Origin of the sequence: Phreatobacter sp. AB_2022a, assembly GCF_026847585.1 — a bacterium.
Classification (GTDB): Bacteria; Pseudomonadota; Alphaproteobacteria; order Rhizobiales; family Phreatobacteraceae; genus Phreatobacter.
The window spans coordinates 37,259-60,692 of record NZ_JAPSET010000044.1 but is presented as its reverse complement, the minus strand read 5'-3'; the positions used below and the strand labels follow the sequence as shown (position 1 = coordinate 60,692).

Sequence of the window (23,434 nt, the reverse complement as noted above, 5' to 3'; positions counted from 1 at the left end):
TGGCCGGCGCCTCGCCGCCGGCTGGCTGAGGGCCGTCGAGGCGGCGCCGGACAGCGGTGCCGGTGCCGAACGCGCGGGCGCGGTGCTGGCGCTGGCCTTCCCCGACCGTATCGCCAAGGCACGCGGCCGCGACGGCGAGTTCCTGCTCGCCAATGGCCGGGGCGCCGCCGTCGATCCGGCCTCGCCGCTCGCCCGCGAGGCGTTCCTGGCGGTGGCCGAGCTCGGCGGCGTCGCCGCCCGCTCGCGCATCTTTTCGGCGGCACCGATCACGCTGGCCGATATCGAGGCGGATTTCGCCGATCGCATCGTGACGCGCGCGGAGGTGACCTTCGACACGCAGGCGGCGGCGCTGCGCGCGCGGCGCACCCGCCGCCTCGGCGCGATCGCGCTCGGCGTCGACACGCTTCCCGTCCCGGCCGACGCGGCCAGCGCCGCGATCCTCGCCACGGGTGTCGCGGGCCTCGGCATCGGCCGCCTGCCCTGGTCCAAGGCGCAGCTCGCGCTGCGCCACCGCGTGGCCTTCCTCAGGCGGGTTCTCGACGATTTTCCCGACCTCTCCGACGCGCACCTCGCCGCGACCGTGGGCGACTGGCTTGCGCCATATCTCGTCGGCAAGACGGCGCTCGCGCAGATCGGCGCCGACGATCTCGGCGCGGCGCTCGATGAGCTCCTGCCCTGGGACGTGAAACGCCGCATCGAGGCCGAATTGCCCTCGCATTTCGACGCGCCGTCCGGTCAGCGCCATCCGATCGACTACGAGGGCGAGGAGCCGACCCTGTCGATCCGCGTCCAGGAACTGTTCGGTCTCGGCGTCCACCCGACGGTCGCCCGCGGCAAGATCCCGCTGGTCGTCGAGCTGCTCTCGCCGGCGCACCGCCCGGTGCAGGTGACGCGCGACCTGCCGGGCTTCTGGAAGGGCTCCTACCAGGCGGTCAAGACCGAGATGAAGGGCCGCTATCCGCGCCATCCCTGGCCGGACGATCCGGCCGTGGCGACCGCCACCCACCGGGCGAAGCCGCGGGGGACGTGAGGCGGACGCGGGCTGCTATCCCTGGCGCGCTCTCCCGGTCAGGCCGGATCGCCGAGGCGCGTCGTGAATTGTGGATCGGAAGCCGAATAGACGACGTCGTTCATGGTTTCGTCTGCATGGGCATTTACGTTGGTGACGTGACCGTCATAGCCGCCCGCCTTGGTCAGAGTCGTGCCGTCGCGCCAGACCAGCATCAGACCGTGCCCTTCTTCCCAGGCGCAATTGGCTTCGACGACGACGTGCCAGCACCCGCTGCGCCGGTCTTTCGAAAGAAAGAGGCAGTTCGGGCTGACATGTTTCCAGATCTCGGCTGCGGTCGCGGGGACGCCCATTTGCGGGTCGAACCAGTCCTCGCCGCCGACGGCCTGGTGATAGTCCCGGTAATAGGCATGGACGTGTCGAGAATCCGCGAGGCGGTTCGCCGGAGTGAGGGCCAGGAAGCGCTTGAGCGTAGCGTCGGCTTCGGCGGCGTCGAGGACGCCGGGTTCAATCAGTTCGATCTCGGCGTCGTCGAAATAGGGAATCCTGATCATCGCTCCTCGCCGCAGCGAGAGATGCGGTCGGAGTGTGCTGCGGCAATATGGCGGTCAAGAGACGGTTGCGATGAGCGCGCCGGACCCGGTCGCTTGCCCCGCGGACAGGCGCATGTCCGGCCGGCGCCTTCGGGACGCCGGCCGGACGATGGGATGGTCAGACTCCCTGGCGCCGCACGGCGACCGGCGGGTCGAAGGTCTGGATCGGCGGCAGGTTGCCGTCGAAGCGCTCGACATTGACCACCGTGATCTGGCCCGTGCAGCCCTGGGCGAGTGCCGAGGTGCCGACGTCGCGGGTCAGCACGTTGGGATTGCCGTGCACGCAGAGCGGATTGTCCTCGTTCGGATCGACCGGGTCATACCAGGCGCCCGTCGGCAGCTGGATCACGCCGGGCACGACGTCGCGGGTGAGGCGCACCGCGGCGAGGCAGGCGCCGCGCTGGTTGAACAGCCTGACGATGTCGCCGTCGCCGATGCCGTGCCGCGCCGCATCGTCCGGGTGCATGGAGGCGACCTCCCGGCCGCGCCGCTTGGCATCCTCGCTGTGGCCGCCGAAGTCGAACTGGCTGTGCAGGCGCGTCGCCGGCTGGTTGGCGACGAGGAAATAGGGCGCCGCGGCATCGGGCAGCTCGTTGCGCGGCAGCCAGGTCGGATGGCCCGGGCAGTCGGCTTCGCCATAGCCGGCGATGGTTTCGGAGAAGACCTCGATCCTGCCGCTCGGTGTCGGCACCGGATGGGCGTCCGGATCCTCGCGGAACCGGCGCAGCGCGCCGCCATCGTCGGGCAGCTGGGGCAGCTTCATGCTGCCCATCTCCCAGAATTCGGCGAAGGTCGGCGCCGGCTCGCCGCGCTCGGCGAGCGCACGCCGCGTCGGCTCGTAGAGATATTCGAGCCATTGCCGCGCCGTGCGGCCTTCGGTGAAGGCATCGAGCGCGCCGAGCCGCTCGGCGAGGCCGGAAAAGATCGCATAGTCGTCGCGCGCCTTGCCGAAGGGCTCGGCCACCGCATGCATCGCGACCATCAGCGGATCGTTCGAGCTCTGGCCGATATCGTCGCGCTCGAGCGTCATCGTGCAGGGCAGAACGATGTCGGCATGGCGAGCCGTCGCGGTCCAGGCGAGCTCGTGCACGACCAGCGTGTCGAGCCTGGCGAAGGCCCGGCGCAGCCGGTTGAGGTCCTGGTGGTGGTGGAACGGATTGCCGCCGGCCCAGTAGACCAGGCGGATGTCGGCATAGGTCCGCGTCGTGCCGTTGTAGCGATATTGCGTGCCCGGATTGAGCAGCATGTCGGCGATGCGGGCGACCGGAATGAAGTCGGCGACGCCGTTGCGGCCCTGCGGCAGGGTCGGGCCGGGCACCGCGTTGAAGCGCCGGCCGTAATAGCCGATGGCACCGAGCGCATAGGCATAGCCGCCGCCGGGCAGGCCGATCTGGCCGAGGGCGGCGGCCAGCACCATGCCCATCCAGATCGGCTGCTCGCCGTGCTCGGCGCGCTGCAGGGAATGGGAGACGACGACGAGCGCGCGCCGGCCGGCGAGCCGCCGGGCGAGCGCGACGATGGTTTCCGCCGGCACGCCGCAAATGGCCGCAGCCCAGACGGCATCCTTCGGCTGGCCGTCGGTTTCGCCGAGCAGATAGCGCTCGAACACCGGCCAGCCCACCGTATAGCGGTCGAGGAAGGCGCGGTCGTGCCGGCCTTCGCTGACCAGGGTGTGGACGAGGCCGAGCATCAGCGCCGTATCGGTGCCGGGCTGGAGGCCGACCCATTCGGCACCGGCCTCTTCCGGCATGTCGCTCCTCAGCGGGCCGACCAGCACGAATTCGCAACCGCGGGCATGGGCCCGTTCCATGGCGCCCTTTTCGACATGCTCGCTGATGCCGCCGCCGGCGATCATGCTGTTCTTCAGCGCCATGCCGCCGAAGGCGATGACGATGTCGCTGTGCTGGGCGATCTGCTCCCAGGAGACGTTGCGCTTGGTGATCTCCTCGAGCGGCGCGAGGATCTGCGGCAGCAGCACGGTGGAGGCGCCGGCGCTGTAGCTGTTGACCGAGCGGACATAGCCGCCGAGCGCAGTGTTGAGGAAGCGGTGGATCTGGCTCTGGGCATGATGGAAGCGGCCGGCGCTCGCCCAGCCATAGGAGCCGCCGAACACGGCGCCCGGGCCGTGATCGTCGCGCACGCGCTTCAGCTCGGCGCCGAGCAGGTCGAGGGCCTCGTCCCAGGACACGGCGACGAATTCGTCGCGGCCGCGGCGGTCGTCGGGTCCCGGACCGCGCTCCAGCCAGCCGCGCCTGATCATCGGCTCGGCAATGCGCGCCTTGTGGCGCAGGGCCCGCGGGAAATTGTCGATGATGCCGTTCGGATCGGGATCGCCGGGATAGGGCCTGACGTCGAGCTTGCCGTCCTGCCAGCGCGCCGAGAACACCCCCCAGTGCGATGAATGCGGCTTGAAGCCGGCCGCATCGGGCTTCAAGGCGTCGCGCGGGTCGAGGCCGTCGGTCATGGAAATGGTCTCCGATGAAAGGCTGTCGTCAATCCGTTGCCTGGCGCCATAGTGCCGTCAGTCGCACCGGCTGGCCATGCAAGCGAGCGGACGGCAGGGTAGCGCAGAAATCGCAGCTAGGCTGTCGAAATCGGCCAGTTTGGCCCGACGGCGACATTTATTGGCCCGGATGCTGCGATGGTTCCGCGCGGCGTCAGCCGTGGCCGACGCCGAGATAGCTTGCCGCGATGCGCGGGTCGCCGGCGAGCGTCGCCGAGGTGCCCTCGATGCTGATCCGGCCGAGCTCCATCACATAGCCGCGGTCCGCCGCGTTCAGCGCGGCCCGGGCATTCTGCTCGACCAGCAGGATCGCGACGCCGCTCGCGCGGAGGTCGGCGATGATGGCGAAGATGTCGGCGACGATCTTCGGCGCGAGCCCGAGGCTCGGTTCGTCCAGCATCAAGAGCCGCGGCCGGCTCATCAGCGCCCGGCCCATGGCCAGCATCTGCCGCTCGCCGCCCGACAGGGTGCCGGCGAGCTGCCCGCGCCGTTCCTTGAGCCGCGGGAAGCGGTCGAACACGGCGCCGAGCGTTTCGGCCGCCAGGCGCCGCTCGGTGCGGAAGCCGCCGAGAACGAGATTGTCCTCCACCGTCATGGTGCCGAACAGCTCGCGCTTCTCGGCCACCAGGCAGAGGCCGAGCCCGACCCGGTCCTCCGCCTCGACGGCGGCCATGTCGCGGCCGTCGAAGCGGACCGTGCCCTGCGCGGCGGGCAGCAGGCCGAGCGCCGCGTTGAGCAGCGTGCTCTTGCCAGCGCCGTTGGCGCCGATGACGGTGACGATCTCGCCGGCGTCGACGCCGAGCGACACGCCGCTCACCGCTTCGACATGGCCATAGGCGACGGAGAGGCTCTCGATGGCCAGCAGCGCAGTCATTCGGCCGCTCCGAGATAGGCGGCGAGGACGGCGGGGTCGGTCTTGATCCGGTCCGGGGGGCCTTCGGCGATCTTGGTGCCGAAATCGAGCACGACGATATGATCGGTGAGGTTCATCACGAAGCCCATGTCGTGCTCGACCAGCAGCACCGCGACGCCCTCGGCGCGCAGCTGGCGCAGCAGCTGGGACAGAGCGGCCTTTTCGAGATGCCGGAGGCCGGCGGCCGGCTCGTCGAGCATGAGCAGGTCCGGGTCCAGGCAGAGCGCGCGGGCGATCTCGACGATGCGCTGCTGGCCGAGCGCCAGCGAGCCCGCGGGCTTGTGCATGTGTTCGGCGAGCCCGACGCGGGCGATCTGCCTCGCGGCCTCGCCCATCAGGCGAGCCTCCTCGGCGCGGTCGAGCCGCATGAGGCCGCGCAGGAAGCCGGCCCGGCCGCGCAGATGCGCGCCGAGCGCGACATTGTCGAGCACCGACATGTCGGGCAGCAGCTTGACGTGCTGGAAGCTGCGGGCGATGCCGCGCGCCGCGACGAGCTGGGGCCGCGCGCCGCCGATCGGCCGGCCGGCGAAGCGCACCGCGCCCGACGTCACCGGCGTGACGCCGGTGATCAGGTTGAAGGTGGTGCTCTTGCCGGCGCCGTTGGGGCCGATCAGGGCGACGATCTCGCCGGGCCGGACGGCGAAGGACACGTCGTTGACGGCGACGAGGCCGCCGAAGGTCTTGCGCACCGCGTCGACCTCGAGCAGCGGGTTGGTGTCGGCCTTGGGCCGGGCCGCCGGCGCTTCGGCATCGGCGTCGACGGCGGGCGGCGGCGGCTTCGGCGCGAGCGCCACGAGGCGCGGCCACAGTCCGTCGCGCGCGACCTGCAGGATCACCACCAGCAGCACGCCGAAGACGATGGTCTCATATTGTGCCGCGGTGCCGAACAGCGCCGGCACGACGCGCTGCAGGGCATCCTTCAGCAGCACGACGAGCGAGGCGCCGACGACCGCGCCCCAGACCTGGCCGGCGCCGCCGAGCACGGCCATGAACAGGTATTCGATGCCGGCATTGACCCCGAACGGCGTCGGGTTCACCGCCCGCTGGACATGGGCGTAGAGCCAGCCGGACAGGCCGGCGAGCAGGGCGGCATAGACGAAGACTGCGAGCTTCACCCGGGCCGGCTCGATGCCGAAGGCTTCCGCCGCCATCCGCCCGCCGCGCAGCGCGCGGATGGCGCGGCCGGCGCGCGAGTCGAGCAGGAAGGTGGTCATGACGGCGGCCGCGAGTACAAAGAACCAGATGACGTAATAGACCCCACGCGGATCGATCAGCGACCGGCCGAAGAGCGACAGCGGCGGAATGCCGGACAGTCCGTCATGCCGGCCGAGCAGGTCGATCTTGCCGAACAGGTAATAGAGCGCGAGGCCCCAGGCGATGGTGCCGAGCGGCAGGAAATGGCCCGACAGCCTGACCGTGACGAGGCCGAGCAGCACCGCGGCAAGGCCGGTCACCGCGAGCGCCGCCGGCAGGGCGGTCCAGGGATCGAGACCGTAGCGGGTGGTGAGCACGGCGCTGGTATAGGCGCCGAAGCCGCAGAAGGCGGCCTGGCCGAAGGAGGTCAGCCCGCCGACGCCGGTGAGCAGGACGAGGCCGAGCGCGACCAGCGCGGCAAGGCCGATATTGTCGAGGAGCGTGATCCAGAACACCGAGAGGCCCGGGATCAACGGTATGGCCGCGAGGACCAGCGCGAACAGGATGAAACCGAGGCGCCGCATCGCTTCACTCCTCCTCGTCGGCATGCGGGTCGGCGAGCGAGCGCCAGACCAGGACGGGCAGGATCAGGGTGAAGACGATGACCTCCTTCATGTCGCTGGCGAAGAACGAGGCGAGCGCCTCGACCACGCCGACCACGATGGCCGCCGCCGCGGTCAGCGGATAGCTGACGAGGCCGCCGATGATCGCGGCGACGAAGCCCTTCAGGCCGACCAGGAAGCCGGTATCGTAATAGAGCGTGGTCATCGGCACGATGAGGATGCCGGAGACGGCGCCGATCACCGCCGCCAGCGTGAAGGCGACCCGGCCCGACAGCGCGAGGCGGATGCCGACGAGCCTTGCGCCGACGCGGTTGATGGCGGTGGCGCGCAGCGCCTTGCCGGTCAGGGTCTGGCCGAAGAACAGGTAGAGCCCGACGATCAGCAGCACGGTGACCGCGTAGATCGCAAGACTCTGGCCGGTCGCGACGATCGGGCCGAGCGGCACGGCCGCGGCCGACAGCGGCGGCGCGCGCAGGCCCTCGGCGCCGAAGAAGACCAGGCCGAGCCCGGTCATGGCAAGGTGCACGCCGACGGCCGTGATCAGCAGCACCAGCACCGAGGCATCGGCGATCGGCGCGAAGGCGACGCGATAGAGATAGGGGCCGATGGGTGCGATGATGGCGATCGTCAGGACGACATTGATAAGCGTGCCCGAGCCGGCGCGTACCGCGACGAGGGTGATGGCAAGAATGACCAGTGGCAGAAGCAGCTTGGCGGCGACCTCGCGGGCCGTGGCCGCGAGCGTCAGGGCGCGCCGGCGCTGGGCGAGTTCGAGCGCCAGCGCGGCGATGCCGAACACGACCACCATATAGGCCGTGCCGGGGACCTTGCCGGCCTGCAGGAGCGCGAAGGTCATGCCGCCATAGGCGACGAATTCACCCTGGGGCACGAAGATGACGCGGGTCACCGCGAAGACGAGCACCAGGGCAAGCCCGAGCAGGGCATAGATCGCGCCGTTGGTGATGCCGTCCTGCAGGAGGAACAGGAGAATGGTGCTGTCCATTCAGACAGGGCTCCGGCCGGCCTTCGGCGCGGATCCGCGCCGGCCTGCGCCTCTTGGATGCCTCTGCATGGTCCCCTCCCGTGCCACCCGACCCGTTCCCGGTCGTTGGACAAGCTCTACAATCATTTGCAAGGTCGAGACAATTGCGCGGCTCGGACTGCATCCCGCCCCGGCACGCCGCGGCCGTTGACCCCTGGCGCTCTGGCGCTTAACTCAGGCGCGACACTTCCATCCGCCGTGGCGACGTCGTTCTCCTGCGGCTCCTCCGGTTGAAACGACACATTCATGGCCATTCGCACGATCATTTCCATTCCCGATCCGCGCCTCAGGCAGGTCAGCGAGCCGGTCGGGGAGATCGACGACGAGATCCGCACGCTCGTCGCCGACATGCTGGAAACCATGTACGCCGCGCCCGGCATCGGCCTCGCGGCGATCCAGGTCGCCGTGCCGAAGCGCATCGTCACCATCGATCTCGCCCGCAAGGACGAGGAGAAGAAGCCGATCGTGCTGATCAATCCGGAGATCACCTTCACGTCCGAGGACCATGCGGTCTACGAGGAGGGCTGCCTGTCGATCCCGGAATATTACGAGGAGGTGGAGCGCCCCGCCCAGTGTGGCGTGCGCTATCTCGACCTTGAGGGTCGGACTGTCGAAATGATGTGCGAAGGCCTGCTCGCGACCTGCGTCCAGCACGAATTCGACCATCTGAACGGCGTCCTGTTCATCGACTACCTGTCGCGGTTGAAGCGCGACCGGGTGATCAAGAAGTTCACCAAGCAGGCCAAGCGCGAGGCGATCGGGTGAGTTTGCGCGTCGTCTTCATGGGCACGCCGGATTTCGCCGTGCCGACCTTCTCCGAGATCATCGGCCAGGGCCACGAGGTGGTCGCCGCCTATAGCCGCGCGCCGAAGCCCGCCGGTCGCGGCATGGAGGAGCAGAAGACGCCGGTGCACCGGCTCGCCGACCGTTTCGGCATTCCGGTCTTCACGCCGAAGACCCTGAAGGATCCGGCGGCCCAGGCGGATTTCGCCAGCCTGGACGCCGATGTCGCCGTGGTCGTCGCCTACGGCCTGCTGCTGCCGCCGGCGGTGCTCGCCGCACCGAAGCTCGGCTGCCTCAATCTCCATGGCTCGCTCCTGCCGCGCTGGCGCGGCGCCGCGCCGATCCAGCGTGCCATCATGGCGGGGGATGCCGAGACCGGCGTCATGGTCATGAAGATGGAGGAGGGGCTGGATACCGGCCCCGTCGCCATGGTCGAGCGCATCCCGATTGCGCCCGACATGACCGCGCAGGAGCTGCACGACCGGATGGCGACGCTCGGCGCCGACCTGATGGTGCGGGCGCTTGCCGCCCTCGACCGCGGCTCGCTCGGCTTCTCGCCGCAGGCCGAGACCGGCGTCACCTATGCCGCCAAGATCGACAAGGCCGAGGCGCGCATCGACTGGTCGCGGCCGGCCGTCGACGTGCACAACCTGATCCGCGGCCTCTCGCCCTTCCCCGGCGCATGGTTCGAGGCCGATCTCGGCAAGGGACCGGAGCGGGTGAAGGTGCTGCGCGCAACGCTTGCCGACGGTGCCGGCGCGCCGGGCGCGGTCATCGACGCCGGGCTCGCCATCGCCTGCGGCTCCGGCGCGGTCCGGCTCCTCGAGGTGCAGCGTGCCGGCGCCAAGGCCATGCGCGCCGCGGATTTCCTGCGCGGCGCGCGACTCGACCCCGGCGCCCGGATCGGCTGATGCCGCGCTACAAGCTGACCATCGAATATGATGGCGGGCCCTATATCGGCTGGCAGATCCAGAGCGCGAGCTTCGGCAAGTCCGTGCAGGGCGCGCTGGTCCAGGCCATCGCCGCCTTTTGCGGCGAAGAGGTCAAGGTCAACGGCGCCGGCCGCACCGATGCCGGCGTCCATGCCCTCGGCCAGGTCGCCCATATCGATCTGACGCGCGACTGGCCGAACCGGGTGGTGCGCGACGCGATCAACCGGCACCTGAAGGACGAGGCGGTGGCGGTGCTCGCGGCCGAGCGCATGCCGGACGATTTCGACGCGCGCTTCTCCGCCATCCGCCGGCATTATCTCTACCGGATCGTCGATCGCCGTCCGCCGCTGACGCTGGAGGCGAGACGGGCCTGGTGGTCGCCGCGCCGGCTCGACCTGGCGGCGATGCAGGAAGCCGCGCGCCGGCTGGTCGGCCGGCATGATTTCACCACCTTCCGGGCGACCGAATGCCAGGCCAAGTCGCCGGTGAAGAACCTCGACCGGTTCGACATCGAGCGCCGGGCGGACGGCATTGCCTGCATCCTGTCGGCGCGCTCCTTCCTGCACAACCAGGTGCGCTCCATGGTCGGCACGGTGAAGCTGGTCGGCGAAGGCTTCTGGACGCCCGACGACGTCACCGCCGCGCTCGCGGCGCGCGACCGCAAGGCCTGCGGCACGGTCGGCCCGGCGCATGCGCTCTACCTGACGCAGGTGGATTATGCCGAGGAGTGGCGGCCCTTGCCGGATTTGGAGCGGGGCAAATAGCAAGTGGCGAATAGGGAGCAGGGATGAGGCGGCACGCTTGGCTGCATCCCCATTCGTCATTCGCCGTTCGCTACTCGCTCTTCGCAAAATACCGATCGATGATGCGCCGGTAGACGGCGGTCAGCGCCACCAGATCGGCCACCGGCACGCGTTCGTCCACCGCATGCATGGTCTCGCCGACGAGGCCGAATTCGACCACCGGGCAGTAGTTCTTGATGAAGCGCGCGTCCGACGTGCCGCCCGACGTGGAGAGCTGCGGCCGCGTGCCGGTCACCTCGGCGATGGCGCCGGCGACCATGTCGACGAAGGCGCCGGGCCGGGTCAGGAAGGATTCGGAATTGCCGCGGGCATAGCCGATCTCCGTGGTGATCGCCTCCGTCGCCGCCTTCGCCACCACGCCCTCGATCCAGGCCTTGAGGCTTGCGAGGCTGTGCTGGTCGTTGAAGCGGATATTGAGCCGGGCGACCGCCCGCTGCGGGATCACATTGGTGGCGCCGTTGCCGACGTCGATCGACGTGATCTCGAGGTTCGACCGGTCGAAATGGTCGGTGCCGGCATCGAGCGGCTTCGCCGTCAGCGCGGCGAGCACGGCAATGAGCGGCGGGATCGGATTGGCGGCGAGATGCGGATAGGCGACATGGCCCTGGCGGCCGGTGACGGTGATCACCGCCGACAGCGAGCCGCGCCGGCCGATCTTGATCATGTCGCCGAGCCGCGCCGGGTTGGTCGGCTCGCCCAGGATGCAATGGTCGAAGCGCTCGCCGCGCGCCGCGGCCCAGGCGATGAGCTTTTCGGTGCCGTTCACCGACGGTCCTTCCTCGTCGCCGGTGATCAGGAAGCTGATCGAGCCCTTCGGCCTGCCGCCCTGGGCCGCGAGATGGTCGAGAGCGGCCGCCATGAAGCAGCCGATGCCGCCTTTCATGTCGACGGCGCCGCGGCCGTAGAGTTGGCCCTCGTCGATGGTCCCGCTGAACGGATCGTGGCGCCAGGCGGCGGTCTCGCCCGGCGGCACCACGTCGGTATGGCCGGCGAACATCAGGTGAGGGCCGCCGGAACCGATGCGCGCATAGAGGTTCTCCACGTCCGGCGTGCCGGGCTCGGAGAAGGTGATCCGATGAACGGTGAAGCCGCCGGCTTCGAGCGTCCTTTCGATGACGGTGAGCGCGCCGCCCTCTGCCGGGGTGACCGAAGGACAGGCGATGAGGCGGGCGGTCAGTTCGATCGGATCTGCGGTCATGCGTTCTGCATTGTCAGCGGGTCGGGGCCATAGCGGTTCGGGCCGTTGGTGCCCTGGACGAAGCCGAGAAGGACCAGCGCGGCGACGGAGGCGAGGAGCATCACCGGCCAGAGCACCCAGAGCAGGAAGCCGGCCTGCGTCGCGAACATGAAGGCGATCGAGATCGCGACCAGCACCTGCACATAGATCTGCGGGTAGTCGAGATCGTTCGAGCGTTTCAGGCTGACGCAATAGACGGGATAGTAGAGCACCAGCATGACCAGCCAGGACAGGAACGAGCTGATCCAGCCGAGAATGCCGCCGACCACCAGATTGACGACGGCGATGGTGATCATGCCGATCCAGAAATCCTGGCGTCCGATCCGCCCCTCGAAGGTCAGGAGCAGCTTCTGGAACTGCGGGATGAGTTTCTGCGGGTCGAGATTCTGGAAGTCCATGCCGATCTCCTTGGCTCCGAGTCGCCCGGCGGGACACTCGCAACCGCGCGACGTTAGGTCAACGGCTCATTGCACTTCTGATTGTTTCAGTCGCGCCGGGCGCCGCCGCGATCCTTGTTTCATTCCAGCGGATTGCGGCCGAATCGGTTGGTTCCGGGCTCGCCCGGCAGCAGGCCGAGATCGATGACGAGGACGATCATCGCGGCCAGCACGGCGATGCCGAGCATGACGAGGGCCGCCCGCATATGGCCGGCCTCGTCCATATAGCCGAGCACCTGCAGGAAGCTGGTCAGGAAGGCCGGCAGGAAAAAGACCAGAAGATAGCTTTCCGAGCGGCCGCGATCGTGGCCGCGCTTGGCCGCCAGCGCCAGCGAAGGATAGAGGAAGGCGAGGCCGATGACCGCGGAGGCCGGATTGCCGCCGAAATCGAAGGCCAGCCGGTCCGCGACATAGGCGAAGATGTTGAGGACGACGGCGGCGATCCAGAACGGCAGGCGCGAGATCCGGCCCTCGAACGAGAACAGGAGATAGTGCCACGCCGCCGGCTGCAGCCAGATCCGCCTTTGGGTCCAGTCGACCTTCGCCATCAGCGCGGCGCCACCCTGTCGCCGGCCATCAATCGCGCAGCAGCTCGTTGATGGCGGTCTTTGAGCGGGTCTGCGCGTCGACCTTCTTGACGATCACGGCGCAGTAGGTCGACGGGCCCCAGTTCTCGCCCGGCAGCGCCTTGCCGGGCAGGTTGCCGGACACGACCACGGAATAGGGCGGCACCTTGCCGACATGGATCTCGCCGGTCGCCCGGTCGACGATCTTGGTGGAAGCACCAATGAACACACCCATGGAGATGACCGAGCCCTCGCCGACCACGACGCCCTCGACCACCTCGGAGCGGGCGCCGATGAAGCAATTGTCCTCGATGATAACCGGGCCCGCCTGCAGCGGTTCCAGGACGCCGCCGATGCCGACGCCGCCGGACAGGTGCACGTTCTTGCCGATCTGGGCGCAGGAGCCGACGGTAGCCCAGGTGTCGACCATCGTGCCTTCGTCGACATAGGCGCCGAGATTGACGAAGGACGGCATCAGCACGACGCCCTTGGCGATATAGGCCGAGCGGCGCACGACGCAGTTCGGCACGGCGCGGAAGCCGGCCGGGCCGAACTCGGCCGCGGTCCAGCCCTCGAACTTGGACGGCACCTTGTCCCACCAGGTGGCGCCGCCGGGGCCGCCGGAAATGGCGGTCATGTCGTTGAGGCGGAAGGACAGCAGCACGGCCTTCTTCAGCCACTGGTGCACGGTCCAGCCGTCCGGCCCTTTCGACGCGACGCGCGCCTCGCCGCGGTCGAGCAGCATCAGCGCGGTGTCGACCGCCTCGCGCACCTCGCCCTTGGTCGTCGCATCGATCGCGGCGCGATTGTCGAAAGCGGCCTCGATGACCGACTGGAGCTGTGCATGCGACATGGCGGTTTCCGTGCTCGAACAGGGATGGATTGATCGCGGTTGTCCCCGCGCGCTCAGGTCCTGTCAAGCCGCGCGTCCGCGCTCTCCCTTGCGCCGACGGCCGGCCGGGTTGCTCCGGCTCCCTTGCACCGGCGCACGAATAGCCTTGCCGGGCTCGCACTGGCGCAAAAGCCGGACCATCTTCTGCATCGACGCCGTTCCGGCAGGGTGCCGGTCGCTGGAGGAGTGTGACATGTCCGCCGACAAGATCGTCATGGCCGAGCCCGCCCGCGCGCCCGTCGCGGCCGGTACCCGCATCGGCCATGTCCACCTGAAAGTCGCCGATCTCGACCGCGCTCTCGCCTTCTATCGCGATGTGCTCGGCTTTTCGGTGACCCAGCGCTACGGCAGCCAGGCGGTCTTCCTGTCGGCCGACGGCTATCATCACGACCTCGGCCTCAACACCTGGGAGAGCAAGGGCGGCCACCCGCCGCCGCCGGGCTCGACCGGTCTCTACCACACGGCGATCCTCTATCCGGATCGGGGGTCACTCGGCGATGCCCTGCGCCGCCTCGTCGAGGCCGGCATCCGGCTCGACGGCGCCGCCGACCATGGGGTGAGCGAAGCGCTATACCTCACCGATCCCGACGGCAACGGCGTCGAGCTCTACCGCGATCGGCCGGAGGCCGAATGGCCGCGCAATCCCGACGGCACGCTCGCCATGTCGAACCGCCATCTCGATCTCGAGGCGCTGCTGCGCGACGCGAAGCCGAGGGCCGCCTGACCGTCAGGCGTGCAGGCGGATGAGCCGCTTGCCCCGGTTCTCGCCGCGATAGAGCCCGGCAATGGCGTCGGGCGCCGCCTCGATACCGTCGAGAATGTCCTCGGCATAGGCGAGGCGCCCCTCGCGCACCCAGGCGGCGAGCCGCGCGATCGCCTCGCCGTAGCGGGCCTGATAGTCGAAGACGAGAAGGCCCTGCATGCGCGCGCGCTTGACCAGGAGATGCCGCTCGACCCGCGGCCCCGTCGGCCAGGTCTCCCAGCTCGATACCGAGGCCGTGCCGCAGATCACGACACGCGCCCGCATGGCCAGATGCGGCAGCACCGCGTCGCTGACCCGTCCCGCCGTATTGTCGAAATAGACATCGACGCCGCCGGGGCAGGCCGCGGCGATCGCCGCGCCGAGATCGCCCGCAGCCTTGTAGTCGATCGCCGCGTCGAAGCCGAAGGCATCGCAGCACTGGGCCGCCTTGGCCGCGCCGCCCGCTATGCCGACCGTGCGGCAGCCGGCGATCTTGGCGATCTGGCCGACCGCCGAGCCGACCGCGCCGGCGGCGGTCGACACCACCACCGTGTCGCCGGCGCGCGGTTCGCCGACCTCGGTGAGGCCGAAATAGGCGGTGACACCGTTGAGGCCGAGCACGCCGAGCGAAAGCGACAGCGGCAGGTCCGTCTCGGTCACCTTGCGCGTCACCGCCGCGGGCGTCACCACGGCATAGTCCTGCCAGCCGAACAGGCCCGTCACCTTGTCGCCCGGGGCAAAGTCGCGGTGGCGCGAGGCGATGACCTCACCGCTTGCAAAGGCGCGCATGACCTCGCCGAGCCCGACCGGCGCGGAATAGTTGGCGACCGCGCTGACCCAGCCGCGCATGGCGGGCTCGACCGAAAGGAACTGGTTGCGGACGACGATTTCGCCCTCGCCGGGATCTGGCACGGCCGCCTCGGCCAGCACGAAATGTTCAGCCTGCGGGATGTCGGCCGGGCGTGCGCCGAGCCGGACCTGGCGGTTGACGAGGTTCTGCATGGGCGGGTGTCCTTCAGCTGGGGTGGGCGGGGATCAAAGCATGCGCGCCCCGCTCCGGGCAGGCTTAGATTGCGGCCTTTTCGTCCGGGCCGCGCAGAATGGCCTCGAACAGGCTCTCCTGCGTCGCGCCCTCGGGCGCATGCGCCACGATCTGGTCGAAGCGCCCGTCGAGCGAGAGCACGGCAAAGCCGTGCACCAGCGACCAGGCGGCCATGATCTGCGCCGCCTGCGCTTCCGTCAGCCTCGGACCGATCGCCTCCTCGCGCCTCTCGCCGACGGTGCCGGCGAGCACCAGATAGGCGCCGCGCATGGCGGCGGCGAGCGCTGGCCTCTGCGGGTCGAGCCGCTCGCTGCGGAACATCAGCTGGAACAGGCCGGGATGTGTACGGGCGAACCGCACATAGGCGCGGCCGATCGCGCTCATCCGCGCCTGCGGTCCGCGGCTCGCATCGAGGCCCGCCTGCATCGCGGCGCGGAAGCGCTCGAATCCGAGCGCGGCGAGCTCGCTGAGAAGGCCGGTGAGATCGCCGAAATGGTTCATCGGCGCGGCATGGGATACGCCGGCTTCGCGGGCGGCCGCCCTCAGGGTCAGGCCCTGGACCCCGTCGCGTTCCAGGATCCGTTCGGCCGAAGCGAGCAGAGCCTCGCGCAGGGCGCCGTGGTGGTAGCGCCCGCCGCGCGGCGCCTGCTTCTCCGGCTTGTCGCTGTCGTTCATGCCGTCCTCGATAGGCGAAGATATTGACGGTGTAAATATTTCGCTTGACCGCATGCCGCCCGGCGCGATACCGATATTGACATTGTCAATATGGCCGTGGGAGGTGGACATGGCAGATCCGGCGGAAGCCATGGCGGGGCTGAGCAATTTCGACCCGATCCATATCGAATGCGATGTCGAGGACCTCAGGATCAATGGCGCCCTGCCGCGCGAGCTGAACGGCAGCCTGATCCGCAACGGGCCCAATCCGCAATTCGACACGCCGGGCGCGCATTGGTTCGTCGGAGACGGCATGCTGCATGCCTTCACCCTCGCCGAGGGGCGGGCGAGCTACCGCAACCGCTGGGTCCGGACGCCGAAATTCCTCGCCGAGCACGATGCCGGACGGGCGATCTTTTCAGGCTTCGGCGGCCGCAGGCTGCCCGACGCGCCGCCGAGCCCGGTCACCGATACCGGCGTCGCCAATACCAATATCGTCTGGCATGCCGGCCGGCTGCTGGCGCTCGAGGAAGCGCATCTGCCGACCGAGATCGACCGCCGGACTCTTGCGACGCTCGGCTACCAGGATTTCGGCGGCGGCCTGCCGGGCGCCTTCACGGCCCATCCCAAGGTCGATCCCGTCACCGGCGAGATGATCTTTTTCGGCTACAACGCTTCGGGCCCGTTCTCCGCCGGCATGACCTGCGGCACGCTCGATGCCGCCGGCATCGTCACGCGGCTCGACCGGTTCGACGCCCCCTATGCCAGCATGGTCCACGACTTCATCGTCACCGAGCGGCACATCCTGTTTCCGATCCTGCCGCTGACCGGCAGCATGGAGCGCGCCCGCACGGGGCGGCCGGCCTATGCATGGGAGCCGGAAAAGGGCTCCCATATCGGCGTGATGAGACGTGGCGGCGCGGCGTCCGACATGGTCTGGTTCCGCGGCGAGGCGGTCTATGTCTTCCATGTCATGAATGCCTGGGAGGAGGGCGACCTGATCATCGCCGACGTCATGCAGACCGAGGAGGCACCGCTGTTCCCCCATGCCGACGGCTCGCCGCCGGATCCGGCCAAGGCGCGCGCCAGGCTCTGCCGCTGGACCTTCGACATGTCGGGCCGCACCGACCGTTTCGACAGCCGCTATCTCGACGATCTCGACGGCGAGTTCCCCCGCATCGACGATCGCCGCGCCGGGCTGGCACACCGCCACGGCTGGATCGCCTGCGCCAATCCGGCTTTCGAGCGGATCGGCATGTTCGGCGCCATCGCGCATTTCGACCGCCTCGCCGGGAGGCGCACCGTCCACGTGCTGCCGGTGGGCGACGCCACCTCCGAGCCGGTCTTCGTGCCGCGCGGACCGGATGCCGCCGAAGGCGACGGCTGGCTTCTCGCCGTCGTCTGGCGCGCCGCCGAAAACCGCAGCGACCTCGCCGTCTTCGAGGCGACCGATATCAGCGCGGGGCCCATCGCCACCGTCGAGCTCGGCCATCGCGTGCCCTTCGGTTTCCATGGCAACTGGGTCCCGGCCACCTGAGCCGCGGCCGGATCAGCGGGAGTTCGGCATGTCCATCCTCGTCAGCCTGACGCCTTTCATCCTGTTTGCCGTGCTGAGCCGCTTCGTCGCGGTCGAGCCGAGCCTCGTCGCGGCGGCCCTGCTCTCACTCGGCCTCATCGTCTCCGACCGCCTCAGGCGCGGCGGCGCGGTCAAGGTGCTGGAAGCCGGCACGGCAGTCCTGTTCGGCGGCCTCGCCGCCTGCAGCTGGGCGAGCGGCGCGCAGTGGGGCCTCGTCGGCGTGCGCCTCGCCGTCGATGCCGGCCTGTTCGCCATCGCGCTCGGCTCGATCCTGGTCCGCCTGCCCTTCACCCTGCAATTCGCCCGCGAGCAGACGCCCCGGGAGTTCTGGGACCATCCGCAGTTCTGGGCGATCAACTACGCGATCACCGGCGCCTGGACCGCTACCTTCGCCATCCAGGTCCTTGCCGATCTCGCGCTGATCCACGCGCCGGCGGTGCCGGCCTGGATCCCGGTCGCGGCCATTGTCGGATCCTTTGCCGGCGCAGTCTGGTTTACCGGCTGGTACCCCGCATGGCAGCGCCGCCGCGCCGAGGCTGCCGCCGAGGCCGGCAAGGCCTGACGCAGCGGATCGGCCTGCGCCGATCGGCAGCGCCCGTCGGTCGAAGTCCGCTTGGTCTTGGTGTGCCTTCGCGCTTTTCCGGAACAAACGTTTTTTTGATCGGACAGTGGTGCTCTTGTGTTCGCCGGAGCGGCCGATCCGTTTGACGAACCTGTCCTGATTGATGAAACGTCGCAGGCGCCGGGGCACCTTCGTCGCGGCGCCTCATATCCGTGCATTCAGTCACATTCAGCGCGATGCCTGCCGTCTCGCCGCCGAAAGCTTGGGCCGGTCGGACCGGTCCCCGGGGGGCGGCGCCCGGCAGGACTCCGTCAGCAACCCGGAAAGGTTCTCCACTATGCAGTTTCAATGGCTCAGCCCCTGGGCACCGCACATCCTCAGCGTGCTGCGTATCCTCGCCGCTCTGACCTTCCTGACCCACGGCACCATGAAACTGCTCGGCTGGCCTGCACCCTTCCCCTTCCCGCTGAACACCCTGACGACGACGGCCGGCGTCCTGGAGATCGTTGGCGGCGCCCTGCTCGCCGTCGGCCTGTTCTCGCGGCCGGTCGCCTTCATCCTGTCCGGCCTGATGGCCTTCGCCTATTTTCTCGGCCATGCCGGCCGCGGCTTCTTCCCCGTGCTCAATGGTGGCGAGCCGGCGCTGCTGTTCTGCTTCGTCTTCCTCTTCATCGCCGCCTATGGTCCCGGCCCGCTGAGCGTCGACGCCGCCCGCGGCGAGAAGTGACCGGGCGCCCGGAGCGCGGCGCTACCCCCGATTGAACAAGGGTCGCGGCTGCGGGGCCGGCCGTGCCGCGCTGCCGCGACCCATGCCGAATTGTTTGCCGGCGCGTCTCAGGCCGAGAGGCAGAGCCTCACCAGCCGGGCCAGTTCGTTCCGCACCGCCTGATCGCCGAGCATGCCGCGCCGCGCAGCATTGTGCACGACGCCGTCGATCGCATCCGAGACGATCAGGCTGACGGTCTCGTCGGAGGCATCGGTGCTCCGGCTCCGGTAGACCGCCACCGCCCGGGCGAAACACCGCAGATAGTCGGCCTCGAACCGATCGTTCAGGTCGAGATAGCCGTCCGGCACCGGCGCCTGGTCGAGCAGGGCGCGGTGCAGGCCGGGATGGACCTGATGCGCCGCGATGATCGCGTCGACCAGGTCCTCGGCAAAGCGGGCGAGGGATTTTTCCGGAGCGGAAGCGCCGTGCACGGCGGCAAGGCTATCCTCGAGATGCCGGCGCCTGATGGCGTCGACCAGCGCGACCTTGTCCGGAAAATACTGATAGAGCGAGCCGATGCTGACCCCGGCGGCTTCGGCGACCTTGTTCGTCGTGAAGCCGGCCCAGCCGTGGTCGCTGAGGATGCGAGCTCCCGCTTCGATCACGGCCTCGACGGTCGCGCGTGAGCGCGCCTGCCGCGGCGCTTTGCGCATCGCCGCCGGCGATCTGGCAATGCGAGTAGACAAGCCGGTCCTCCGATCCGGAAAATATGAAGAACTTACTCACATTTTCCGGCGACGAGGAATCCGCACGATGACCACCCTGATTCCCATGCTCTGCAGCTACCAGCAATGGGCCAACAATGCCCTGTTCGACAGGATCGAGCGCCTCGATCCGGCGGCACAGGGCGAGGAGCTTCAGGCTTGCTTGCGGCTGATCAACCATGCCTATGTCGTCGCGCGCATCTTTGCGGCGCACCTCACCGGCACTGCGCACGGCTATCGATCAGACACGACGGAGGAGACGCCGGCGCTGGGCGATTTGCGCGCGGCCTTCGCCGCTTCTGATCGCTGGTACGTGGACTATGCCGCCGCACGCTCCGCCGGAGAGCTCGCCGAATCCGTTTCATTCGCTTTCACCGACGGCGACCGCGGCGCCATGACCCGCGCGGAAATGCTGGTCCATGTCGTGGTCCATGCCTGCTATCATCGTGCCGAGGCCGGCCGCATTCTCGCCGCGGCCTCGGTGGCGCCGCCCTGGGACACGCTTGCCGTCTATCTGCACCAGCAGGAGCCCGCGCGCCGCGCGCAGCCGGCCCTTTCCGCGGCGGCGAGGCGGCCAGCCTGAGGCTCGCCGCCCGATCGTCCAGGCCCGCGCCGGGGCGCGGGCCTTGCGAGGCGCTTCGGCCCCCATGCGGCGGGCACGCCGTCAGAGCGAGCGGTTCGACGCCTTCACCGCTTCAGCCTCGACATAGACCTGGCCGCCCATCTCCAGGAACTTCTCGCTCATCGCGGCCATGCCGGCCTCGCGGTCGTTGAGCGTCGCGGCATAGTCGCGTACGTCCTGGGTGATCTTCATCGAGCAGAATTTCGGCCCGCACATCGAGCAGAAATGCGCGACCTTGTGGGCTTCCTTCGGCAGCGTCTCGTCGTGGAAGGCGCGTGCCGTGTCCGGATCGAGGCCGAGATTGAACTGGTCCTCCCAGCGGAAGTCGAAGCGCGCCCGCGACAGCGCGTCGTCGCGCAGCTGCGCCGCCGGATGGCCCTTGCCGAGATCGGCGGCGTGAGCCGCGATCTTGTAGGTGATGACGCCGGTCTTCACGTCGTCGCGGTTGGGCAGGCCGAGATGTTCCTTCGGCGTGACATAGCAGAGCATGGCGCAGCCGAACCAGCCGATCATCGCAGCCCCGATGCCCGAGGTGATGTGGTCGTAGCCGGGCGCGATGTCGGTGGTCAGCGGCCCGAGCGTATAGAAGGGCGCCTCGCCACAGGCCTTCAGCTGCTTCTCCATATTGACCTTGACCTTGTGGATCGGCACGTGGCCGGGTCCCTCGATCATCACCTGGCAGCCCTTGTCCCAGGCGATCCGGGTCAGTTCACCGAGCGTCTCCAGTTCGGCGAACTGCGCCGCGTCGTTGGCGTCGGCGATCGAGCCCGGACGCAGGCCGTCGCCGAGCGAGAACGACACGTCATAGGCGCGCATGATGTCGCAGATCTCGTCGAAATGCGTGTAGAGGAAGCTCTCCTTGTGGTGGGCGAGGCACCACTTGGCCATGATCGAGCCGCCGCGCGAGACGATGCCGGTGACGCGCTTGGCGGTGAGCGGCACATAGGCGAGCCGCACGCCGGCATGGATGGTGAAATAGTCGACGCCCTGCTCGCACTGCTCGATCAGCGTGTCGCGATAGACTTCCCAGGTCAGCTTGACCGGATCGCCATTGACCTTTTCCAGGGCCTGATAGATCGGCACCGTGCCGATCGGCACCGGCGAATTGCGGATGATCCACTCCCGCGTGTTGTGGATGTTGCGGCCGGTCGAGAGGTCCATGACCGTGTCGGCGCCCCAGCGGATTGACCAGACGAGCTTGTCGACCTCCTCCTCGATCGAGGACGACACCGCCGAATTGCCGATATTGGCGTTGATCTTCACCAGGAAGTTGCGGCCGATGATCATCGGCTCGAGCTCGGCATGGTTGATGTTGGCCGGAATGATGGCGCGGCCGCGGGCGATCTCGGAGCGGACGAATTCCGGCGTGATGAAAGCCGGGATGTCGGCGCCGAAGCTCTCGCCGTCGGCGATGGCCGCCTGGGCACGCTCCAGCATCGTCTTGCGGCCGAGATTTTCGCGCTCCGCGACGTAGATCATCTCCTTGGTGATGATGCCGGCGCGGGCGAACTCGTATTGCGTGATCGGCTGGCCGGCAAGGCCGCGCAGCGGCTGATGCGCCACGGGAAAGGCGCGCGCCAGGTGCTTGCCGGCATGGCCGTTGTCTTCCGGCTTGATCGCGCGGCCGGCATAGCGCTCGACTCCGCCGCGCTCCAGCACCCAGGCCTCGCGGGTGCGGGCAAGGCCTTTCTCGACATCGATCACCACGTCGGGATCGGTATAGGCACCGGACGTGTCGTAGACCGGCAGCGGCGGCTCGCCGGAGGCTTCGCTCAGGGCGATTTCGCGCAGCGGCACCCGCAGGTCGGGCGCGCTGTCGGGCGTTGCGAAGATCTTGCGCGAAGCCGGCAGGGGGCCGGTGGTGACCGCCGGCTTGATGGTCTTGACGGGCGCGTTCATGGCGGGGGCTCCCTCCAGGGTGCGAATGTGTTGGCTGCGGTCGGAAGACCGGTCGTCACTGCGACCCGGCGGCACCCGGCTTCGGGCTGGCTCGCCGCGCCGACACAGACCGCCCGCGCGCAGCAATGGCTGCGACGACGGACGCCCTGGCGTTGATACGCATCGTCGGCATGCTTCCCATCCCTCCGCCGGCATGACCCGGATCAGGTTCAAGGGTCGCCACGGTGCTTGGGAATGGGTCCCAGGCGTCGTGGCCTCTCAGCCCCCTCACGGGGCTCCCCTTGGAGCAGTTCCGAATGTGACGCCTCGCACGCGGAAGTCAAGCCGGCACCGCGCGCCGCGATGATCCGCGCGTGCAGGTGCCCCCTGCGGCGCGTGCGCCATCTTGGCCTTTCACCTTGGCCGTCAAATCGGCTAAGACGCGCGCGTCTTGTTGCGCCGGAAAGCCTCCGCGCCAAAATACCCCGCCGCCCGCGGCGACCGCTGGAGCCCCCGCCATGTCCGTTGATTCTCATGACATCGGCCGCGTCCTCAACGAGGCGCTGCCCTATATGCAGAAATACGACGACGAGATCATCGTGGTGAAATATGGCGGCCACGCCATGGGCGACGAGGAGGGCGCGCGGTCGTTCGCGCGCGACATCGTCATGCTCGAGCAGTCCGGCATCAACCCGGTGGTGGTGCACGGCGGCGGCCCGCAGATCGGCCAGATGCTGGCCAAGCTCGGCATCAAGAGCCAGTTCATCGACGGCCTGCGCGTGACCGACAAGCCGACCGTGGAAATCGTCGAGATGATCCTCGCCGGCTCGATCAACAAGCAGATCGTCGGCTTCATCAATGCCGCCGGTGGCAAGGCCATCGGCCTCAGCGGCAAGGATGGCGACATGGTCAAGGCGGTGAAGGTCAGCCGCACCGCGCGCGATCCCGATTCCAATATCGAGCAGGCGGTCGATCTCGGCTTCGTCGGCGAGCCCGACACGGTCGACACCAAGGTGCTCGACACGGTGCTCGGCAAGGAGCTGATCCCGGTGCTCGCGCCGGTCGCGACCTCGCGCGAGGGCGACACCTACAACGTCAACGCCGATACTTTCGCCGGCGCCATCGCCGGTGCGCTCGGTGCGAAGCGGCTGCTGCTCCTGACCGACGTGCCGGGCGTGCTCGACAAGGACAAGAAGCTCATCAAGGACCTTTCGGTGGAGGATTGCCGGCGCCTGATCGCCGACGGCACGGCCACCGGCGGCATGATCCCCAAGATCGAGACCTGCATCTATGCCATCGAGCGCGGCGTCGAAGGCGTCGTCATCCTCGATGGCAAGACGCCGCACGCGGTTCTGGTGGAGCTTCTCACCCATGGCGGCGCGGGCACGCTCATCCACGCCTGAGCCGGCCGGCGCCCGTTT

General features: G+C 68.8%; 23 protein-coding genes and 1 riboswitch. Of the genes, 10 read left to right on the top strand and 13 right to left on the bottom strand.

Features of this window, described 5'->3' with window-relative positions:
- Positions 1–1,030 (top strand): ATP-dependent helicase C-terminal domain-containing protein (locus OZ671_RS25305; protein WP_328286400.1); only part of this gene is annotated, 1,030 nt, incomplete at its 5' end.
- 38 nt (positions 1,031–1,068) lie between these two features.
- Here OZ671_RS25305 and OZ671_RS25300 read toward each other — a convergent pair.
- The 5 genes from OZ671_RS25300 to OZ671_RS25280 all read right to left on the bottom strand — a co-directional run bounded on the left by OZ671_RS25300 (position 1,069) and on the right by OZ671_RS25280 (position 7,778).
- A complete protein-coding gene (locus tag OZ671_RS25300) occupies positions 1,069–1,563 on the bottom strand; it encodes a DUF6985 domain-containing protein (protein ID WP_268863281.1) in 495 nt (164 codons plus the stop codon).
- 157 nt (positions 1,564–1,720) lie between these two features.
- The gene (locus tag OZ671_RS25295) at positions 1,721–4,066 is read right to left on the bottom strand and encodes a molybdopterin guanine dinucleotide-containing S/N-oxide reductase (protein WP_268863280.1); all 2,346 of its coding nucleotides are present in this window, start codon (positions 4,064–4,066) and stop codon (positions 1,721–1,723) included.
- Between the two features lie 193 nt (positions 4,067–4,259).
- Positions 4,260–4,979, bottom strand: coding sequence for an ABC transporter ATP-binding protein (locus OZ671_RS25290; protein WP_268863279.1), 720 nt, complete (start codon positions 4,977–4,979; stop codon positions 4,260–4,262).
- Positions 4,976–6,736, bottom strand: coding sequence for a branched-chain amino acid ABC transporter ATP-binding protein/permease (locus tag OZ671_RS25285; protein ID WP_268863278.1), 1,761 nt, complete (start codon positions 6,734–6,736; stop codon positions 4,976–4,978). Before OZ671_RS25285 ends, OZ671_RS25290 begins: the two co-directional genes overlap by 4 nt.
- Before the next feature lie 4 nt (positions 6,737–6,740).
- Positions 6,741–7,778: a branched-chain amino acid ABC transporter permease gene (locus OZ671_RS25280; protein WP_268863277.1), complete on the bottom strand. Its 1,038-nt coding sequence runs from the start codon at positions 7,776–7,778 to the stop codon at positions 6,741–6,743.
- A gap of 285 nt (positions 7,779–8,063) precedes the next feature.
- Between OZ671_RS25280 and def the strand changes: the two genes are divergently transcribed.
- From def to truA, 3 genes are read left to right on the top strand one after another with little or no spacing between them, the layout of a single operon-like run.
- Entirely contained in the window at positions 8,064–8,582 is a 519-nt protein-coding gene (def, locus tag OZ671_RS25275) for a peptide deformylase (protein ID WP_038301970.1), read from the top strand.
- The gene (fmt, locus tag OZ671_RS25270) at positions 8,579–9,511 is read left to right on the top strand and encodes a methionyl-tRNA formyltransferase (RefSeq protein ID WP_268863276.1); all 933 of its coding nucleotides are present in this window, start codon (positions 8,579–8,581) and stop codon (positions 9,509–9,511) included. The genes def and fmt overlap by 4 nt, the downstream gene beginning before the upstream one ends.
- Entirely contained in the window at positions 9,511–10,296 is a 786-nt protein-coding gene (gene truA, locus OZ671_RS25265) for a tRNA pseudouridine(38-40) synthase TruA (RefSeq protein WP_268863275.1), read from the top strand. Before fmt ends, truA begins: the two co-directional genes overlap by 1 nt.
- Positions 10,297–10,366: 70 nt before the next feature.
- On the opposite strand, the gene dapE is transcribed toward truA, so the two are convergent.
- The 4 genes from dapE to dapD all read right to left on the bottom strand — a co-directional run bounded on the left by dapE (position 10,367) and on the right by dapD (position 13,428).
- Positions 10,367–11,533, bottom strand: a complete 1,167-nt coding sequence (gene dapE / locus OZ671_RS25260) for a succinyl-diaminopimelate desuccinylase (protein WP_268863274.1) — start codon at positions 11,531–11,533, stop codon at positions 10,367–10,369.
- Positions 11,530–11,970, bottom strand: coding sequence for a DUF805 domain-containing protein (locus OZ671_RS25255; protein WP_268863273.1), 441 nt, complete (start codon positions 11,968–11,970; stop codon positions 11,530–11,532). Before OZ671_RS25255 ends, dapE begins: the two co-directional genes overlap by 4 nt.
- A gap of 119 nt (positions 11,971–12,089) precedes the next feature.
- Entirely contained in the window at positions 12,090–12,557 is a 468-nt protein-coding gene (locus tag OZ671_RS25250; RefSeq protein WP_268863272.1) for a DUF805 domain-containing protein, read from the bottom strand.
- A gap of 28 nt (positions 12,558–12,585) precedes the next feature.
- Entirely contained in the window at positions 12,586–13,428 is an 843-nt protein-coding gene (dapD, locus tag OZ671_RS25245) for a 2,3,4,5-tetrahydropyridine-2,6-dicarboxylate N-succinyltransferase (protein ID WP_038301964.1), read from the bottom strand.
- Between the two features lie 232 nt (positions 13,429–13,660).
- Between dapD and OZ671_RS25240 the strand changes: the two genes are divergently transcribed.
- Positions 13,661–14,191, top strand: a complete 531-nt coding sequence (locus tag OZ671_RS25240; RefSeq protein ID WP_442957127.1) for a VOC family protein — start codon at positions 13,661–13,663, stop codon at positions 14,189–14,191.
- 3 nt (positions 14,192–14,194) lie between these two features.
- Here OZ671_RS25240 and OZ671_RS25235 read toward each other — a convergent pair whose 3' ends face one another.
- Positions 14,195–15,211, bottom strand: a complete 1,017-nt coding sequence (locus tag OZ671_RS25235) for an NADP-dependent oxidoreductase (protein ID WP_268863271.1) — start codon at positions 15,209–15,211, stop codon at positions 14,195–14,197.
- Between the two features lie 64 nt (positions 15,212–15,275).
- The gene (locus OZ671_RS25230; protein ID WP_268863270.1) at positions 15,276–15,926 is read right to left on the bottom strand and encodes a TetR/AcrR family transcriptional regulator; all 651 of its coding nucleotides are present in this window, start codon (positions 15,924–15,926) and stop codon (positions 15,276–15,278) included.
- 109 nt (positions 15,927–16,035) lie between these two features.
- Here OZ671_RS25230 and OZ671_RS25225 point away from each other — a divergent pair, with 109 nt between their 5' ends.
- The 3 genes from OZ671_RS25225 to OZ671_RS25215 all read left to right on the top strand — a co-directional run bounded on the left by OZ671_RS25225 (position 16,036) and on the right by OZ671_RS25215 (position 18,770).
- Positions 16,036–17,442: a carotenoid oxygenase family protein gene (locus tag OZ671_RS25225; RefSeq protein ID WP_442957126.1), complete on the top strand. Its 1,407-nt coding sequence runs from the start codon at positions 16,036–16,038 to the stop codon at positions 17,440–17,442.
- A gap of 28 nt (positions 17,443–17,470) precedes the next feature.
- Positions 17,471–18,043 (top strand): hypothetical protein, encoded by a 573-nt coding sequence (locus OZ671_RS25220; protein WP_268863269.1) that lies wholly within the window; start codon positions 17,471–17,473, stop codon positions 18,041–18,043.
- A gap of 337 nt (positions 18,044–18,380) precedes the next feature.
- Positions 18,381–18,770 carry a DoxX family protein gene (locus OZ671_RS25215; protein WP_268863268.1) on the top strand — a complete coding sequence of 130 codons (390 nt, stop codon included), beginning with the start codon at positions 18,381–18,383 and terminating at the stop codon, positions 18,768–18,770.
- 107 nt (positions 18,771–18,877) lie between these two features.
- Here OZ671_RS25215 and OZ671_RS25210 read toward each other — a convergent pair whose 3' ends face one another.
- Positions 18,878–19,462 (bottom strand): TetR/AcrR family transcriptional regulator, encoded by a 585-nt coding sequence (locus OZ671_RS25210; RefSeq protein WP_268863267.1) that lies wholly within the window; start codon positions 19,460–19,462, stop codon positions 18,878–18,880.
- A 100-nt stretch (positions 19,463–19,562) separates the two neighbouring features.
- Here OZ671_RS25210 and OZ671_RS25205 point away from each other — a divergent pair, with 100 nt between their 5' ends.
- Positions 19,563–20,096, top strand: coding sequence for a DinB family protein (locus OZ671_RS25205; RefSeq protein WP_268863266.1), 534 nt, complete (start codon positions 19,563–19,565; stop codon positions 20,094–20,096).
- An 81-nt stretch (positions 20,097–20,177) separates the two neighbouring features.
- Here OZ671_RS25205 and thiC read toward each other — a convergent pair whose 3' ends face one another.
- A complete protein-coding gene (thiC, locus tag OZ671_RS25200; RefSeq protein ID WP_268863265.1) occupies positions 20,178–22,034 on the bottom strand; it encodes a phosphomethylpyrimidine synthase ThiC in 1,857 nt (618 codons plus the stop codon).
- Positions 22,035–22,197: 163 nt separating this feature from the next.
- Positions 22,198–22,326: riboswitch (TPP riboswitch) on the bottom strand.
- Positions 22,327–22,531: 205 nt separating this feature from the next.
- Between thiC and argB the strand changes: the two genes are divergently transcribed.
- Positions 22,532–23,416: an acetylglutamate kinase gene (argB, locus tag OZ671_RS25195; protein ID WP_038301959.1), complete on the top strand. Its 885-nt coding sequence runs from the start codon at positions 22,532–22,534 to the stop codon at positions 23,414–23,416.
- Positions 23,417–23,434: the final 18 nt, after the last annotated feature.